This is a genomic window from Chloroflexota bacterium, from assembly GCA_014360825.1.
Classification (GTDB): domain Bacteria; phylum Chloroflexota; class Anaerolineae; order UBA2200; family JACIWT01; genus JACIWT01.
Genome location: JACIWT010000014.1, coordinates 44,446 through 60,830 on the forward strand (window position 1 = coordinate 44,446; position 16,385 = coordinate 60,830).

General features: G+C 54.5%; 17 protein-coding genes and 1 tRNA gene. 15 read left to right on the top strand and 3 right to left on the bottom strand.

The genetic code is table 11. The annotated features are described in order from the left end of the window. Window positions 1-118 precede the first annotated feature (118 nt). Together H5T64_09915 and vanZ are read left to right on the top strand one after the other, a co-directional pair. Complete coding sequence (locus H5T64_09915; GenBank protein ID MBC7264650.1) at window positions 119-1,300, top strand: glycosyltransferase family 4 protein; 1,182 nt, start codon at window positions 119-121, stop codon at window positions 1,298-1,300. Then, window positions 1,290-1,688, top strand: a complete 399-nt coding sequence (gene vanZ, locus H5T64_09920) for a VanZ family protein (protein ID MBC7264651.1) — start codon at window positions 1,290-1,292, stop codon at window positions 1,686-1,688. Before H5T64_09915 ends, vanZ begins: the two co-directional genes overlap by 11 nt. Here vanZ and H5T64_09925 read toward each other — a convergent pair. After that, entirely contained in the window at window positions 1,635-2,387 is a 753-nt protein-coding gene (locus H5T64_09925; protein MBC7264652.1) for a segregation/condensation protein A, read from the bottom strand. The genes vanZ and H5T64_09925 overlap by 54 nt on opposite strands. An 82-nt stretch (window positions 2,388-2,469) precedes the next feature. Between H5T64_09925 and H5T64_09930 the strand changes: the two genes are divergently transcribed. The 8 genes from H5T64_09930 to H5T64_09965 all read left to right on the top strand — a co-directional run bounded on the left by H5T64_09930 (window position 2,470) and on the right by H5T64_09965 (window position 9,626). Beyond that, entirely contained in the window at window positions 2,470-3,198 is a 729-nt protein-coding gene (locus H5T64_09930) for an ABC transporter ATP-binding protein (GenBank protein MBC7264653.1), read from the top strand. Between the two features lie 21 nt (window positions 3,199-3,219). After that, a complete protein-coding gene (locus H5T64_09935; protein MBC7264654.1) occupies window positions 3,220-4,212 on the top strand; it encodes a peptidylprolyl isomerase in 993 nt (330 codons plus the stop codon). 13 nt (window positions 4,213-4,225) lie between these two features. Next, entirely contained in the window at window positions 4,226-5,002 is a 777-nt protein-coding gene (locus tag H5T64_09940; GenBank protein MBC7264655.1) for an AAA family ATPase, read from the top strand. 18 nt (window positions 5,003-5,020) lie between these two features. After that, the gene (locus tag H5T64_09945) at window positions 5,021-5,659 is read left to right on the top strand and encodes an MBL fold metallo-hydrolase (GenBank protein MBC7264656.1); all 639 of its coding nucleotides are present in this window, start codon (window positions 5,021-5,023) and stop codon (window positions 5,657-5,659) included. 44 nt (window positions 5,660-5,703) lie between these two features. Continuing rightward, window positions 5,704-6,357, top strand: a complete 654-nt coding sequence (locus H5T64_09950) for a tetratricopeptide repeat protein (GenBank protein ID MBC7264657.1) — start codon at window positions 5,704-5,706, stop codon at window positions 6,355-6,357. Window positions 6,358-6,479: 122 nt separating this feature from the next. Further along, window positions 6,480-7,694, top strand: a complete 1,215-nt coding sequence (locus H5T64_09955; protein ID MBC7264658.1) for an insulinase family protein — start codon at window positions 6,480-6,482, stop codon at window positions 7,692-7,694. 68 nt (window positions 7,695-7,762) lie between these two features. Then, a tRNA-Val gene (locus H5T64_09960) sits at window positions 7,763-7,836 on the top strand. Window positions 7,837-7,943: 107 nt separating this feature from the next. Beyond that, window positions 7,944-9,626, top strand: a complete 1,683-nt coding sequence (locus H5T64_09965; GenBank protein ID MBC7264659.1) for a cyclic nucleotide-binding domain-containing protein — start codon at window positions 7,944-7,946, stop codon at window positions 9,624-9,626. A gap of 42 nt (window positions 9,627-9,668) precedes the next feature. Here the strand turns inward: H5T64_09965 and H5T64_09970 are convergent, their stop codons facing one another. Continuing rightward, entirely contained in the window at window positions 9,669-10,568 is a 900-nt protein-coding gene (locus tag H5T64_09970; protein ID MBC7264660.1) for a DUF4349 domain-containing protein, read from the bottom strand. Window positions 10,569-10,656: 88 nt separating this feature from the next. Beyond that, window positions 10,657-11,385 carry a metallophosphoesterase family protein gene (locus tag H5T64_09975; protein MBC7264661.1) on the bottom strand — a complete coding sequence of 243 codons (729 nt, stop codon included), beginning with the start codon at window positions 11,383-11,385 and terminating at the stop codon, window positions 10,657-10,659. Window positions 11,386-11,658: 273 nt separating this feature from the next. Between H5T64_09975 and H5T64_09980 the strand changes: the two genes are divergently transcribed. The 5 genes from H5T64_09980 (at window position 11,659) to H5T64_10000 (ending at window position 16,130) form a co-directional block, all read left to right on the top strand. Further along, complete coding sequence (locus H5T64_09980; GenBank protein ID MBC7264662.1) at window positions 11,659-12,000, top strand: hypothetical protein; 342 nt, start codon at window positions 11,659-11,661, stop codon at window positions 11,998-12,000. A 243-nt stretch (window positions 12,001-12,243) separates the two neighbouring features. Continuing rightward, window positions 12,244-13,221: a branched-chain amino acid ABC transporter permease gene (locus H5T64_09985; GenBank protein MBC7264663.1), complete on the top strand. Its 978-nt coding sequence runs from the start codon at window positions 12,244-12,246 to the stop codon at window positions 13,219-13,221. 10 nt (window positions 13,222-13,231) lie between these two features. Beyond that, the gene (locus H5T64_09990) at window positions 13,232-14,587 is read left to right on the top strand and encodes a branched-chain amino acid ABC transporter permease (protein MBC7264664.1); all 1,356 of its coding nucleotides are present in this window, start codon (window positions 13,232-13,234) and stop codon (window positions 14,585-14,587) included. Further along, complete coding sequence (locus H5T64_09995; GenBank protein MBC7264665.1) at window positions 14,584-15,405, top strand: ABC transporter ATP-binding protein; 822 nt, start codon at window positions 14,584-14,586, stop codon at window positions 15,403-15,405. The genes H5T64_09990 and H5T64_09995 overlap by 4 nt, the downstream gene beginning before the upstream one ends. A gap of 14 nt (window positions 15,406-15,419) precedes the next feature. Further along, window positions 15,420-16,130 (top strand): ABC transporter ATP-binding protein, encoded by a 711-nt coding sequence (locus H5T64_10000; GenBank protein MBC7264666.1) that lies wholly within the window; start codon window positions 15,420-15,422, stop codon window positions 16,128-16,130. The last annotated feature ends 255 nt before the right edge of the window (window positions 16,131-16,385 follow it).

The window sequence follows — 16,385 nt, forward strand, 5'->3', positions numbered from 1 at the left end:
CCTACTGTATAATGGCGCCCGAGAACAGTTTCGGGCGTCATTTTCTTGGAGGAGTATAGCCGTAGCGACCATGCGCATTGCCATGATTGGCCCCTTCGGGCTGTGTTCCAAAGGCACCATGGCGGTTCGTGCACTGCCGATGGCCCAGGCTTTGTGTGCCCGTGGCCACTCAGTGCGCATAGTGCTGCCACCATGGGATTGCCCTGCAGAGGCGGGGCAGGAGCGGGAGTTGGGTGGTGTTCACGTGATCAATGTACGGCTACCGCCGAATATTCCACTGCTCCGGCATCTTTGGCTCACCTGGCGGTTGGTGAGAACAGCGATAGCCGGCGGTGTGGACGTTGTGCATTGTTTCAAGCCCAAAGCCTATTCCGGACTGGCTGCGCTGCTGATCGGGTTTGGCCAGCGGCTGCATCTCATCCGCACTCGCCTGATCGTGGACACGGACGATTGGGAGGGCCCGGGCGGCTGGAATGAGATCGGGGGCTATTCCCGATTGCAGCGTCGCTTGTTTGCCTGGCAGGAGCGCTGGGGTCTGACTCACTGTGATGCTGTCACCGTCGCCAGCCGGGCGCTACAGACACTGGTCTGGGCCACAGGTGTCCCACCAAAGCAGGTGTATTACGTGCCCAATGGCGTTGTGCCGGCGGGACAGGGCATCCGTCGACACCCGGGCGCTTCGAGCGGGCCGTCATTGCCCGAGGATGGCTCCCGCGAATTGCGCAAACGCTACGGCTTGGATGATCGCCGCGTTCTCTTACTCTACACTCGCCTCTTCGAGTTTGACGTAGGGCGGCTGTTGGATATCCTCGAAGGCGTCGTCCAACATCTGCCCGCAACCCGTCTCCTTGTAGTGGGACAGGGTCTCTTTGGCGAAGAAGAAGGCTTGCAGACCGCAGCACGAGCACGTGGCTTGGGATCACATCTGGTCTATGCCGGTTGGGTAGAGCCGGAGGATTTGCCCGCTCACTTTGCCCTGGCCGATCTGGCTCTCTACCCTTTTGATGACACGCTCATCAACCGTGCCAAGTGCGCAGTTAAACTGATCGATCTTTTGGCAGCAGGGGTGCCCGTTGTCGCCGACCGGGTTGGTCAGAATGCCGAGTACATCGAGCACAATATCTCGGGCATTCTGGTGGAGCCTGGAGATACGATGGCTTGGGTGGAGGCAGTGACGCATCTCCTTAACGAGGACGCATTGCGCAGGAGGATAGGCGAGGCAGCGCAGCAACGTGTGAACGCTCTCTTCTCCTGGGAGCGATTAGTCGCGGGTGTGGAGGCTGCCTACCGTGGACACTGAACGGCACAGGTGGCAGCATCGGCTCCTCATATACTGGCTACCCCTTGCTCTTTGGATGGCATGGATCTTTTTCCTATCGTCACGGCCACAGTTGCCCAGCATCCCACAGGATTGGCTTGATACCCTGCTTAAAAAATTGGGCCATACAAGCGAATACGCGATACTAGCCGTGCTGTGGTGGCGGGCGTTAGGCTCCACACGGCTACCGGGACACAGGATGTCCATGGCTTGGGGGTTGTCGGTGCTCTATGCTCTCTCAGATGAGTATCACCAGACCTTTGTGCCTGGGCGGAATGGTACATTCGTGGATCTTCTGATTGATGCCTCCGGCGCGTTAGTGGGTCTGCTCTTGTTCTGGTGTTGGGGGCAACGCGCTAAGCGGTGCTGAGGTCACGATGATCTCACCGAAGAGACTATCCTGCTGTACGAGCACTTCGCACCGTTTGATGAGTTCCAACAGAGCCAAGAATGTTACAATGATCTCTAATCGCGATCGGGACTCTCGGAGCAAGACGGTGAAACTCACACGCTCATGGTTGTGCACCGAGGCGCGGATGTGCTCGATCCGCTCATCTACAGATACCTTGAGCGGAGTGACTATGTGGTTCACATCAGGCAGCGGGGGCAGGAACTCCAGTGCCTGTTGTAGAGCCGAAACCAGATCCACAAGGGTTATGTCGCTGAGGCCCAGCTGGGGATGAGGCCGAGGGGGCGGAGCGACTCGCAAATAGGTGCGCAAGCCCGCCGCCTCACGCCGCCGTAATTGCAATGCTGCTTCTTTGAAACGCTTGTATTCGATGAGCTGGCGTGCCAACTCATCGCCTGCGTCTTCCTCCTCTTCTAAGGGTGGTGGAGCAGGTAGTAAGGCACGCGATTTGATGAGCAACAATTTCGCTGCGACGACTAAGAAATCCGCTAAGTACTCTGCCGATGTCTCTCGTAGCCTTTTGATGTGTTCCAGGTACTGATCGGTGACTCGTGCGAGTGAGACTTTAGTAATATCTAGTTCTGCCTTTTCAATGAGGTGTAACAAAAGGTCCAGTGGCCCTTCGAACACCTCTAATTGTACTTGGTACGACGTAGCCACACCTCCGCACCGATTGGCTGATGAGATTATAATAGCCGTGATGAGAGAACGCCAAGTCTGAAAGTCAACCTCTGGGAAAAACATGATCCGTCTCGAGAATGTTTCCCGCATTTATGGTCTGGGCGATAAGACATGCGCTGCTTTGTGCGATGTGAGTCTGGCTATTGAGCGAGGCGAGTTCGTCGCTGTGGTTGGGCCATCGGGCAGTGGCAAGACGACACTGCTCAACATGATCGCTGGGATTGACAAGCCTACTTCTGGCCAAGTTTGGGTAGACGGCGTATTAGTCAATGCTCTGGATGAGAACCGTCTGGCTCGCTGGCGTGGGGGGACGGTGGGGATCGTTTTTCAATTCTTCCAATTGTTGCCCACTCTGACTGCATTGGAGAACGTGATGCTGCCAATGGAACTGCGTGGCTCCTATTCCGATACACGTCGTGAGCGGGCGATGGAAGCATTGGCGCGGGTGGGGATGGCAGATTATGCCCATCGTCTCCCATCCGAACTCTCCGGAGGCGAACAGCAACGCGTTGCTATCGCCCGCGCTCTGGCCAATGACCCGCCTTTGCTCCTGGCCGATGAACCAACAGGTAATTTGGACACCGACTCGGGATTAAAAGTGATCGAATTGCTAGCCGAACTCAATGTGGCGGGCAAGACCGTCATCTACGTCACCCACGAAGAGCGTTTGACCTCTCGCGCTCGGCGCATTGTGTTTATGCGCGATGGGAGGATCGTAGGCGAGCAGTCTGATCCGGCAAGCCAGCCTTGCGCGAACCGTCGTTTCGGGTATAATATCGAGGAGATTTGACCAACCATCGCAGGAGGCTATATGTCCAAACGCATCGTCGTTGCCCTGATGCTTACATTGACATTAATGGCATCTTGTAAGCCATCACCAACCCCACTACCCACATCCACTGCTGTCAATATGGCATCTACTCCAACAGTTGCACCGCTGACCATGCCAACTACTGGCCCTCAACCCACCTCCACCCCGACTGAACTCCCTACTGCCACCGCCATACCACCTGACGTCATCGCCATCGTCAATGGTGTGCCTATCCTGCGGTCGAGGTTCGATGCCCAAGTCGCTCAGGCGCAGGCTTACTTTCAACAGCAAGGCCTCGATCCAACGAGTGAGGAGGGAAAGGCGGTCCTCCTGCAACTGCGTTATCAAATTCTAGATTGGATGATTGACCAGGAGTTAATTGCGCAGGCAGCCAGGCACGCGGGGATCAATATCACGGATGAGGAGGTGGATGCAGAAATAAACAAGATCATCTCCAGTTCTAGCGCTGGAGATGAGGCGGCATTTGACGCTTGGCTGACAGAGAACGGCCTTACCCGTGATGGTTTCCGCGAGCAATTGCGCTCCGAACTACTCAGCGCAGCGTTACAAACCAGAGTGGTGGCCGGTCTACCGACCACTGCCGAACAGGTACATGCCCGTCATATTCTAGTGAACTCAGAAGAACAGGCTATGGAAGTGCTCCAGAAACTACTTTCGGGCGAGTCCTTCGCTTCTCTTGCCGCTCAATATTCGCAAGACCGTAGCACCCGCGAAGATGGCGGTGACCTGGGCTTCTTTCCCCGAGGAGTGATGGAACCGAACTTCGAGGCGGTGGCATTCACCCTCCAGCCTGGACAAATCAGCGGCATCGTCCAGACCCCCTTTGGCTATCACATCATTGAGGTGTTGGAGCGAGATCCGGACCGACCCATCCCCGAGGATATGTTGGTCACGATGCAACAGACAGCCTTTGTTCACTGGTTGGAATCGGAGCGGAGCAAGGCAGATATCTGGAAGGCCCAACTTGAGTAGAAGAGGGTCTGGGATGACAAAATTAGCCATTACTGGGAAGGGAGGGGTCGGCAAAACGACCTTGGCCGCACTACTGGCCTATCTGTACGCCGAAGAGGGACGTACAGTTATCGCCATTGATGCAGATCCCGATGCGAATCTGGCCTCTGCTTTGGGTTTCCCTGCCGAGATCACCGCGAATATTATCCCTATTGCTGAAATGAAAGAATTGGTTGCCGAACGCACCGGCGCGCAACCCGGCACTATGGGTGGCTTTTTCAAAATCAATCCGCGCGTGGATGACATTCCTGATCGCTTTGCTGGCACACATCGCGGAATCAAACTCTTGATGCTTGGCACTGTGCAGCGAGGTGGAGGAGGATGCATCTGTCCGGAAAGTGCGCTATTGCGAACGTTGATGCAGGAGCTCTTGGTGCGCCGCCAGGAAGTCGTCATTCTAGACATGGAGGCCGGACTGGAACACTTAGGGCGCAGCACGGCCGCTGCGGTAGACGCATTTATTGTCGTTGTCGAGCCCGGGTTGCGCAGCATCCAAACTGCGAATAGTATCCGCCAACTGGCGCAAGACATCGGTGTCAAGAGAATTTACATTGTCGGCAACAAGGTGCGGGGTGAGGCGGATCGCGACTTCGTTTACCAAAACCTGCCTGGCTATGATGTAATAGGTTTTCTTCCCTACGATGAAAATGTCATAGAAGCCGATTTGCGCGGTGAGGCAGTGTTCGATCTGGCCCCGGCCCTAGTTGCAGAGGCACGCCGGATCAAATCCCGCCTCTGTGAGGCCGTATAAAGGAGGGTGGAGAAACGTATGGACATCCAATGGTTTGGACACTCGTGTTTTCGGCTCCGCACTCGCGGCGCAACGGTGATCACCGACCCTTGTGGGCCTGAGACAGGCTATGAAATACCCCGCATGCGGGCGGATATTGTAACAGTCAGCCACGAACACGAGGATCACAACTACTGTCGTATCGTTGCAGGCGATCCCAAAATCCTCCGCGGACCGGGAGAATACGAGATCAAAGGGATCTTCATCGTCGGTATTTCCACCTACCATGATCGGAAAAAAGGTCAGGAGCGGGGCAAGAACACAGTTTTTACGTTCGAGATGGATGGCCTTCGCATCTGTCACTTAGGCGACTTAGGACATGTGCCTTCTCAAGAGCAGATTGAGGAACTGAGTGATGTGTCGGTGCTACTCATCCCAGTGGGCGGTGGGACCACGATCAACGCAGCACAGGCTGCTGAGGTGGTGAGTCTGCTGGAACCCAATATTGTCATCCCAATGCACTATTCTACCAAAGACCTGGCCATGAGACTAGATCCAGTGAGCAAGTTTCTGGCAGAGATGGGCCAGGAAGGCGTAAAGCCTCAGGAGATGTTGCAAGTGCAAGCGGGAAACATGCCAGAGGAGACCCAGGTCGTTTTGCTGGAATACAAACATTAGCGATCGTCACATCTTACATCCAGGCGGAACAGGGAGGAGAACCTTTGAAGCGGGTCAGCATAATCATAGGCTTGGCTGTGCTCCTGTTGGCTCTTAGCGCCTGTGGAGGCGAACCGTCCCCGACGCCTGAGGGCGACCCTCAGGCCTATATCCAGCAGGGCAAAGCATTGTTGGACCAGGGGAAGGTGGAGGAGGCCATTGCTCTGTTTGAGACGGCGGTGAAGATTGATCCTAACTCCATCGAAGGTCATTTTCGACTAGGCAATGCCTATTATGAGCAAGGGCGTCTGAACGACGCTGCAGCTCAGTTCCAAGCGGCTATCCGCCTCGACCCAAACAGGGCCGACGCTATCTCCAACTTAGGGGTGGTTTACTATCAGCAGGGACAACTTGATAATGCCATCCGTGAATTCAAACGGGCTTTGGAAATCACTCCCAATGACGCTGAAATACACTATGATTTGGGCGCAGCATACGTGCAGCAACAGCGATTGGATGACGCAGTGAGCGAGTTTCAGGAGGCACTGCGCATAAACCCAAACCTGCCGGAGCCCTATTTTGGGCTGGGGACCGTTCACAAGTTGCGAGGCGAAAAGGAGGAAGCGATCGCTGCGCTCCAACGGTTCATAGAACTCAGTGATAGCCCACAATTTCGCGCTGCGGCGGAAAGTATGCTCAACGAGTTGCGTAGCCAATAGCCTCTTCTACTTTTGCTGTCAGCACTCATTAGGAAAGTCAATGCTGGCTTTCTGAGGTTGCGATGGATGCAATGCCACAAAAGACAGTCTTGCGTAATGGTCTTCGGGTATGGATAACACCGATGCCACAAACTCGCTCCGTGAGTGTAGCGGTCTTCGTGGCGGTGGGTTCACGCTATGAGCCCGACGAAATGGCCGGTGCTTCACATTTCGTGGAGCATATGCTCTTCAAAGGCACAGAACGCAGACCGAACGCCCAGGATATCGCGAAGACTATCGAGGGTGTCGGTGGGATGATGAACGCTAGTACAGGTCGTGAATTGACCGTCTACTGGACCAAGGTCACACCATCCCATTTCCCTCTGGCCCTAGATCTACTCATTGATATGCTCCGCCATTCGCTCTTCGACGAAACCGAGACGGAGAAAGAGCGGTCTGTCATTATTGAGGAGATCAACAACACCCTTGACACACCCAGTGAGTGGGTGGGTGATTTAGTGAATGCGCTCCTCTGGCCGAATCATCCTGTGGGGCGGGATGTGGCTGGAACACGAGAAAGCGTTAGCAGGCTTTCCAGAGACGCTTTGCTGAACTATCAAGCCAGCGGATATGTGCCGGCCAACGCTGTAGTAAGTATCGCAGGAGCCATTCAGTATGAGGATGCTGTAAAGGAGGTTGAAACCTTCTTGGGCGACTGGTCCGGCATGCCCACTTGCTCTGCGCCACCAGTCACGGATGCTACGGGAGGGTTCCGTCTAAAGATCGGACACAAGGTGACGGAGCAAGCGCACTTCTGTCTCGGCGTGCGTGCACTACCGCGTCTTCACCCTGACCGTTTCACTTTGATGGTGTTGAACACCATCCTGGGCGAGGGCATGAGCTCACGGCTTTTTGTCGAAATCCGGGAAAAGCGAGGTCTGGCCTATGACGTTGGCTCTTATGTCAATTATATGAGTGACACGGGGTCCCTTGTGATTCACGCTGGTGTCCCTGTACCAAAGGCTCCTGCAGCAATAGAGGCTTGCATTCAAGAGATGGTTAGGCTCAAGGAGGAACTCGTTACACCGACCGAATTGGAGCGCGCTATAGAATATGCAAAAGGGCACCTGTTGCTCAGTCTGGAAGATACCCTCGCTAATGCCTCCTGGGTAGGCCGCCAAGAAGTACTCGACCACGAGGTACTTTCTGTAGATGATGTGGTGGCTCGCATCCAAGCCGTGACTGCTGAGGAGATCCACCGCGTGGCCACAACCCTATTCACGACCGAAGCGCTCCGGCTCGCCGTGGTCGGACCCTTCGAGGATGAAGCGCCTTTCTACGCCGTATTGGGGTTGTAGAGACGGACCCGCTCGATTCGGATGGATTTGCAGAAAGCAACAACTATTGGTATAATATTTCTGAAAAAGGGCAAGTAGCTCAGTTGGTCAGAGCGCCACGTTGACATCGTGGAGGTCGTAGGTTCGAGTCCTATCTTGCCCACTCATTGGATTGATCATGAGCCACCGTCCTAACTGCGGTGGTTTTTCTTCTAATGGGCGTAAGGCGAAGGAAACAATGCCCACGGCACTTCGGAAGGTTGGCGACCGATGAATATCCTAGAGCGGTTGGCAAGCATCCCTCTTTTCCAGGATTTGACGGACGAGGAACTTCGCCTGCTTGCCTCCATTGCCAGAAGAGAGAGATACGCCAAGGGCAGTAAACTCTGTCACCAGGGCGAACTCGGCACAACGTTCTATATCTTCGATTCTGGGGAGGCGCAAGTGCGCCGCTTTGACATCCAGACAGGCGCTGAAGAGCCGGTGGGCTATAAGCGCCCTGGCGATTTCTTTGGAGAGACCTCATTGCTGCTGGGTGAGCCCCGTGATGCTACTGTGCGCATCACGGCTGACGCTGAGGTCATCTGCATCAATAAGACAGAGTTCGATGCCTTGCGGGAAGAACACTCCCGTCTCTTTAAGAATTTGCGGCTGAGCCCCTCGGTACGCAGGAAATTGGAATTGCGGCGTTTCCCTTGGATGGAACCTGGCGAGACCACGGCCGAATTCGCGCGAAAACACTGGTGGGTTCTCGTTCAGTTGTTGTTCAAGCCCCTGATTGCGCTGCTTTTGACTGCGATTGTTCTACTCCTCCTCAGTCACATTGTCCCCAGTTGGTCTGCAGCGTTTCTCGTCCTTCTCCTCATCTCTGCGGCCGTATTGTTGGGGTACCCAATATTAGACTGGCGAAATGATTACTACGTGGTGACAAACAAGCGGGTTGTACACGAGGAAGTGCAGTTGTTCGTCTCTCAGACGCGTGACGAGGCTCCGCTGGATAAAATACAAAACGTTACTGTGGAGAGGAGGGCTTTGGGGAATCTGATAGGGTTCGGCGATGTGGTCATCCAGACTGCTGGGCCTCGCGGACTCATTATGTTTCGCTATCTATGCAAACCCGAGCAGATGATGCAAAGCATCTTTGAGGAGATGAACCGGGCCAAAGCACGAGCTCGGGCTGAGGAACGACGGGAAATCCGGCAGGAACTGCAACGGCAATTCGGTTGGTCCGAAGAGGCTCCTCCGGCACCTATCGAACCACGTAGGCGATATGTAAAAGAATTGAGCCCGCTAGGACGTGTTCTCCTGCGGATACCGCACCCGTGGGTCCGTTCAGAAGTGGGAGAAACTGTGACTTGGCGCAAGCATCCCGTCTTTCTCCTACAAAACATCGCCTTTCCTCTGCTGGGTTTAGTAGCGCTTGTAGCAGTGGCGGCTTTGGTCGGGAAGATACACGACTCACCTGGACCAGGCTTCTGGCTGGGTTATATGTTGGTGGTGGCTATTGTAGTCTTTCTGCTGTGGTATCAATATGTGGATTGGGGCAACGATATTTACATGGTCACCGCTGATGCGCTGATCGATGTGGAGAAAAAGCCGCTCTTTGGAGCGGAACAGCGCCGACGCGCTGGTTTGGAAATGGTGCAGAATATCTCTCTCGATATACCCGGTGTATGGGGTATGCTCCTCGATTTTGGCGACGTCGTTATTCAAACGGCGGGAGTAGAGGGATCGTTGATTTTCACCCGGGTTTCGAATCCTCGCGAGGTCCAGGCTGATATCGTCAGTCATATAGAGGCCTTCCGCGAGCGGCAAGCGCGTGCCGAGGCAGAGCGGCGTCGGGCAGAATTATCGGATTGGTTTGTTGCTTACCGAGAAATCTTGGAACAGAAAGAACGAAGTCAAGCGTCCCAGGCGAAGGACAAGAGGAAGTCTGACATGGAAAGAAAATGAGGGGATCACTGCACCTGATCCCCTCGCTTCTGGGCCCGTATGTTAGCCTTTCGCTACCCGCCGTCGCTGCCACCAACGCCAAACCGACCAGAGGACCAAGACAGGCACGAGCAGTATCAGCAGAATTGGTACGCCATAGACCAAGGCCCATATCACCACGTTCGCGAGAACTTTAAGGGTGTTCACCAAAGCTCGGGCCGCATTACGTAGCGTGCGCCCAGGGTCCCAGCCGGGCTCCACCACTGGCTTTTCCAATTCCTCGGGAATGAGATCCACAGTGATAGTTGCCAAGGCCGTCATATTCTCCAAATACTGCTTGCGTCCTTGGAGCGTCTCAATCTGGCCGCGAATGTTCACTAGTTCGCGATGGACAGCCAGAATATCCTCAGCCTTGGTAGAACGTTCGCGCACGGTGCGGAGCAGTTCCAGGAGCTCGTTCTCTGTGGCTTGTAGATTACGCAACTGGGACTGTAAGTCGGTGTACTCCTCGGTAACATCTTGACCGGAGATATTCTCCTGTTCTACTCTAGTTGCCAGTGCTTTGATGCGATCCAGGGCTGTATCCAGTGACTTGGCGGGCACGCGTATGGTCACTTGGGCCCGTACCACTTCGCCTTGGTACCAGGAATTGGATTGCGAAATGTAACCGCCCAAGTTGACAGCAATCTCCTTGACGTTGTCGAGGGCAGCCATCGCATCTTTGACCACGATCGAGAGATTGGCGGTACTCACGATCATCCGCTCCTCGGACGGCGGAATGGCTCCGGCGTCGTAGGAGATCCCAGGCTTGGGCGCAGTTGCGGCCTGCTCCGCTAAGCCTCTTGCGGCGGGCGGCGCTGGTGTAGGCACCGCCACGGACTTTGACAACAGAGGGGCGCACGACGCCATTCCCAGGATTAGAGCCAACGTGATACCAAGATAACCCCATTTCTTTGCGTGCATGTTGCTTGTTTCCTTTCCCCTATGTAGTTGTTCGTCACAGGTGTATTAGGGACGTCTGCAAGATGGAGAGTGTTCCTGTGAAGGCCATTTACCAGCCAAAGGTAAGCCGCATGGCCAGCCGATGGGGCAGGCCAGACTCTTTCATTTTCCGCTGGGTGCTCTCGATATCATAGGGGACACGGCGGTATTCCACGGTGCACGCGTCCATATCCAAGAGCATATAACTGGCGCGGGGATCTCCATCTCGCGGTTGGCCCACGCTGCCGGGATTGATGATCCAACGTCCTTCTGCAAGGACAATAGGCTCACCGATACTGGGTATGATCACCTCAATATCTTCCCCTTCTGCTCGGTGGCGAAAAATCAGGGGCACATGGGTGTGCCCTACCAGGCAATAGGGCGTGGTGAAATAGGCGAAGTTTTGCTCAGCAGAATAAGGATGAGATATGTACTCCCAGATAGGGTATCGAGGGCTGCCGTGCACAATAGTGAACCCTTTTTCAACTACACGTTCTCCCAGATCTGTCAGAAACTGCCAGTTAGCGGCGGAGAGTTGCTTTCGTGTCCACAAACAGGCACGCATGGCGTCAGGATTGAAATCGGAGATGTCCAGTTTGTTGATAGCGGCCCAATCGTGATTGCCAGCTACGCAACGGAGTGACAATTCTTTGACCATCTCTGTGCACTCATTTGGATCCGGACCATACCCTACCACATCGCCCAGACACCAGACTTCATCAAAAGGGGGTGTATCAGCCAAGACAGCCTGCAGAGCGGCCAGATTGGAATGAATATCCGAGATGATTAGATAGCGCATTCAAGACCTCTTTTGAATTCTGCAAAGTGGTAAATTATGATACTGCCGGTTGCTTTCTATGGCAAGATAGAGTTCTGCTTTGTACTTAGAGCACCGGCCGGTTCGATTGTTTCCAGGCATGACTGGAATGGTGATCTCTTGGCGCAGTACGAGTTGATTTTGACAATAACGCGTATTTCGATTATAATTAAAAATCATTGTAAAAATAACACATTTCTAGCCAGCGGCGAGGGGATCCAAGCAAAAGTGAACCCGACTACCAGGCGAATCTACATGATTGCTATCTTTCAGATCATCCCGTTGCTTATCCTTCCACCCGATCTGTTTCGCACTGCGAGCGTGCGTTTTCTGATCCTGCCGCTCGTCCTCTTCGGTTTGCTAGCCTGGGGTCTTGTGACTTATCGGAAGTGGGCCCGTCGACTGAGCATCTTCGTTCAAGGGTTCCACATCATTATCCGGTTGCTCACCCTTTTGCCGCGAGCGTACATACCACATGCCGCGGGCGGTGGGCCTAACTGGCCGTGGATTCTCACGAGTGTGGCTGCAATCCTCCTTTCGGGCCTCTTTCTCTACATTATCGACCAGCCCGAGATCCAGTTAGTGTTCGAGGCATAGCCAGCGAAATCCAGCGGGTACCACGCGATGCCCAGTGGTCCGAGTGAGGATGGATCATGACACCACAATGACCCGTGGTGTCAGTGGCAAACGGCTCATTACCCTCAGCAGGCTTGAAAAGGGCCTCTTGCTATTAGGGTCGTTTTTTGGTATATTGAAATGGGCTTAGTGTACTGCCCAGGGAGGAGAGAGCGTGTGAACGATACTGTTATGAAAGTCACCCTACGCCTGATTACATGGGCGATGATCGTTGCCCTCGCAGCCGGGTTTCTCTACAGACTCCTCGCCCTAATTCTCTCGAATCCGGCCTACTTTTTCGAACAGGTGCGCAATGGGCTGCAGTTAGGATTCGTCTACGCCCTCATTGCTTTGGGCTACACCATGGTGTACGGCGTCGTGCGGCTCATCAACTTCGCTCATGGTGATGTGTTTATGGTGGGCGCTTTCACCAGTTTTTATGCTATCACCCGCTATGGATGGGGTTTCCTGCCGGCCATCTTGCTTTCCATGATCATCTGCGCTGTTTTGGCTATCACCATCGAACGGGTGGCCTACAAACCGCTCCGTGATGCGCCACGTATCTCCGCCCTCATCACGGCCGTTGGCATGTCCTTTTTCCTGGAGTACTTCTCCGCTCTGGATTTCGTGTTCACTCCCGACTATATTACGTACAAGCGCCCATTTGAGGTAAGGGTGTGGGAAGTCGGCGGGGTGACGATCTCCAACATCATGATCATCATCGTTGTAGCCGCCGTTTTGTTGCTGGCCTTCCTCCAGTACGTGGTGCGGCAAACGAAAATTGGCAAAGCCATGCGGGCTACCGCAGCCGATAAACCCACCGCCCGGCTGATGGGTATCAACATTGACTTGGTCATCTCGGCTACCTTCGGATTGGGCGCCCTGTTCGCTGGGGCAGCGGGTGTGCTTTACGCTATCGCTTATCCGCAAATCATCACTTTCGTTGGCATCTTGCCCGGCCTCAAGGCCTTTGTCGCTGCGGTGCTGGGTGGTATTGGCAGCATCCCGGGCGCATTCCTGGGCTCGCTTATCATGGGACAAGTAGAGGTGCTCACCACTGCTTTCTTTTCCGTGCCGTTGCCCTCCGGTGAGGTGTTACGAGGTTCCACCATCCGGGACCTCATTGCCATGGCTGTCTTGATCCTTATTTTCCTGGTCCGACCGCGTGGTCTGCTGGGTGAACCAGAGGCGGAGAAGGCATAGGGGGCTACTTATGAAGATATTGCGTGCCATACCCTCCTGGATTACCAGCGCTGTCGTTGCTCTGGCCCTTTACTTTGGCGTCGAGTGGCTTTTCCGCCAAGGAAAACTCACCATCTATTGGCAACAGGTATGCCAGATGGCCGGGATAATGGCGATCACATCGTTGGGGCTCAATGTGATCTATGGGTTCAACGGACAGTTCTCGCTGGGGCATATTGGCTTCTACGCCATCGGAGCCTATACATCCGCCCTGATCACCAAAGACTGGCAGACCCAGTGGAGCGGCGTTCGCACTGGAGCACTCGCAGGTGTGCTGGCCCTGGAGTTGGCATTGGTAATGGCAGGCGTGGTTTTCATGTTGCTCCGAGTGGGCCGATTGCAGAAACGGCTACGCGAAACCCTGTCTCGGTGGCTTAACCAGTTTGAGGTCGGGTTCCTCTCCTTTCTGGTGTTAGCAGTCGCTCTTATCATCAGTATGGCGGTTGGCATAGGAGTAATGAAGGGCGTATTTGCGGCACTGCCTGGTTTTTTGGAAAACCTTCTCGGCCGTCTGCCTGCCCAGATGGCAACCCAGGTCGTATTCTTCCTGGCTTTGATCTGTGGAGCTTTGCTGGCCTCCATTGTGGCTCTGATTATTGGACTGCCGTTACTCAAACTAGCATCTGACTATTTCGGTATTGCTACACTGGGGTTCGCTATGATGGTTTTCAGTGCCCTCCAGAACGCCGACAAGGTTATCCCAACCATGAAGGGAGCACGAGGCATGGTGGGCATCCCTCGTCTGACAACATGGACATGGGCCTTTGTGCTGACGGTGGCGGTCATTATTATCACCCGCAACTTGCGTTACTCCAGCGTAGGCCGAGCAATCGTTTCGGTGCGCGAGGATGAAATAGCAGCCAAAGCGATGGGCATTGATGTCGCCCGTTACAAAACTTTAGCCTTCACCATTGGTGCGCTCTTTGCTGGACTGGCGGGCGGTCTTTATGCTCATCTGTACACCTTCTTACATCCGAGCACCTTCAACTTCATCAAGGGATTTGACCCGCTTATCATCATCGTCTTTGGTGGACTGGGTAGTATTACTGGCACGATTGTGGCCTCAGCAGGATGGGCATTCCTTTTGGAAGGGTTACGCGTGCTTCTGCCTCAGGGGTTTGAGGCTTGGCGCTTCGTTATCTATCCTGTCCTGTTGCTGCTTATCATGCTCTTGCGGCCACAGGGGTTGTTTGGGGGTGTGGAACTGGGCTGGCTGAGACCGCCGAAAGTAGTCCGCCGGGAAATACCCACCCCAGCGGTCAGGCCGGTAGAGGTGGTCGCCAATCCTGACAAACATTCATCAGAGAGCGGAGGGGTAGCCCAATGAATGGTCGTCCCGATTCTGCACCGAGGTTCGATGGTGTCCCCGTCTTAGAAATCCAGGGGTTGACCAAGTATTTCGGCGGCCTGAAGGCTGTGAGTAACTTTGACGTGACTATTCATCAGGGAGAATTGGTGGGACTGATTGGCCCTAACGGTGCAGGTAAAACCACCGTATTCAATATGATCACGGGTCTCTATACTTTGAGCGCTGGGGATATTCGCTTCCAAGGACAATCAGTGGTTGGTATGGAGCCACATGCCATCACCCAATTAGGCATTGCCCGCACGTTTCAGAACATCCGCCTTTTTCCCAACCTGACCGTGCTGGATAACGTTCGGATTGCTTATCACCCTCATGCCGGCTATGGCATTGGTGAGGCTATCACCCGACTGGGCCGCTTTGGTCATCGGGAGAAAGAACTCACCGAAAAGGCGTTGGACTTCCTCGCCGTGTTCAATTTGGCCGACCGACACGACGAGATCGCCCGCAACCTGCCTTATGGCGAACAACGACGGCTGGAAATCGCGCGTGCCCTGGCTTCAGAGCCCAAATTGCTGTTGCTGGACGAGCCCGCAGCAGGCATGAACCCACAAGAAGTGGTGAGACTAATGGACCTCATTCACTTTATTCGTGATCGCTTTAAGTTGACCATCTTTCTCATCGAGCACCAGATGCGTGTGGTCATGGGCATTTGCGAGTGGATCACGGTGATGGATTTCGGTGAGGTCATTGCCCGGGGCACACCCAAAGAGGTTCGAGACGACCCTAAAGTCATCGAGGCATACCTGGGTTCAGGTGCTGCTCTGCACCTAGTAGCCTAGAAGAGGTTTATTATATGCTGCTGGAAGTCAGTGACTTGAACGTTTACTATGGCGCTATCCACGCGTTGCAGGGGATATCCTTTAACGTAGGAGAAGGGGAGATTGTGACGCTGATAGGAGCCAATGGGGCAGGGAAGAGCACGACCCTGAAAACCATCTCCGGTCTGTTGCGCCCGCGCTCAGGTCGCATTATTTTCATGGGCAAAGACCTCACCCGCATCCCTGCTGAGCACATCGTTTCGTTGGGTATTTCACAGGTGCCAGAAGGCCGCAAAATATTTGCTCCCCTCACGGTCCGCGAGAATCTGGAGATGGGCGCCTACACCCGCAACAGCCAGAAGGAAGTCGAGGAGGCTATGGAGCGGGTATTCGCCAGTTTCCCTCGGTTAAAGGAACGCATCAATCAAGTTGGCGGCACGCTCTCGGGTGGGGAGCAGCAGATGCTTGCCCTGGGACGTGGCCTTATGTCCAAACCCAAACTCCTGCTTCTCGATGAGCCTTCCATGGGTTTGGCTCCTTTCCTCATTGAAGAGATTTTCAGGATCATCAAGGAAATTAACGCGCAGGGCACGAGTATCCTGTTGGTAGAACAAAACGCACACATGGCCTTACAGGTGGCCCATCGCGGCTACGTGATGGAGACAGGACGTATCGTGCTCGAGGGCACGGCAGAAGAACTGCGCCAGAACCGCGAGGTGCGGCGAGCCTACCTCGGTGAGGCGTAAGAGACTGCCCTGTCCGGCAAAGGAGGTGATGTGGTCGTAAACAGCGCGATCTTCTGTCAGGGCCTGGTCAGCCCGCCTGTGCGTTCGGATGTTTGGCCGTTAGGGAACGGCCCAATTCAAGTCCAGTCTGAGGAGGAGAGGAAATGAACCCTAAGATTCGGAACATTTTGGCTGTCCTGGTGGTTGCAGGACTCTTACTATCGGCCTGCCGCCCCACACCCACTCCAGCCCCAACGCCCACTAAACCGCCGGTGG

What these genes read in the sequence shown, in the direction of transcription:
- H5T64_09915 (MBC7264650.1), top strand. Translation starts at nt 119, where the DNA reads ATGGCGGTTCGTGCACTGCCGATGGCCCAGGCTTTGTGTGCCCGTGGC.
- H5T64_09930 (MBC7264653.1), top strand. Translation starts at nt 2,470, where the DNA reads ATGATCCGTCTCGAGAATGTTTCCCGCATTTATGGTCTGGGCGATAAG.
- H5T64_09935 (MBC7264654.1), top strand. Translation starts at nt 3,220, where the DNA reads ATGTCCAAACGCATCGTCGTTGCCCTGATGCTTACATTGACATTAATG.
- H5T64_09940 (MBC7264655.1), top strand. Translation starts at nt 4,226, where the DNA reads ATGACAAAATTAGCCATTACTGGGAAGGGAGGGGTCGGCAAAACGACC.
- H5T64_09945 (MBC7264656.1), top strand. Translation starts at nt 5,021, where the DNA reads ATGGACATCCAATGGTTTGGACACTCGTGTTTTCGGCTCCGCACTCGC.
- H5T64_09955 (MBC7264658.1), top strand. Translation starts at nt 6,480, where the DNA reads ATGCCACAAACTCGCTCCGTGAGTGTAGCGGTCTTCGTGGCGGTGGGT.
- H5T64_09965 (MBC7264659.1), top strand. Translation starts at nt 7,944, where the DNA reads ATGAATATCCTAGAGCGGTTGGCAAGCATCCCTCTTTTCCAGGATTTG.
- H5T64_09970 (MBC7264660.1), bottom strand. Translation starts at nt 10,568, where the DNA reads ATGCACGCAAAGAAATGGGGTTATCTTGGTATCACGTTGGCTCTAATC.
- H5T64_09975 (MBC7264661.1), bottom strand. Translation starts at nt 11,385, where the DNA reads ATGCGCTATCTAATCATCTCGGATATTCATTCCAATCTGGCCGCTCTG.
- H5T64_09980 (MBC7264662.1), top strand. Translation starts at nt 11,659, where the DNA reads ATGATTGCTATCTTTCAGATCATCCCGTTGCTTATCCTTCCACCCGAT.
- H5T64_09985 (MBC7264663.1), top strand. Translation starts at nt 12,244, where the DNA reads ATGATCGTTGCCCTCGCAGCCGGGTTTCTCTACAGACTCCTCGCCCTA.
- H5T64_09990 (MBC7264664.1), top strand. Translation starts at nt 13,232, where the DNA reads ATGAAGATATTGCGTGCCATACCCTCCTGGATTACCAGCGCTGTCGTT.
- H5T64_09995 (MBC7264665.1), top strand. Translation starts at nt 14,584, where the DNA reads ATGAATGGTCGTCCCGATTCTGCACCGAGGTTCGATGGTGTCCCCGTC.
- H5T64_10000 (MBC7264666.1), top strand. Translation starts at nt 15,420, where the DNA reads ATGCTGCTGGAAGTCAGTGACTTGAACGTTTACTATGGCGCTATCCAC.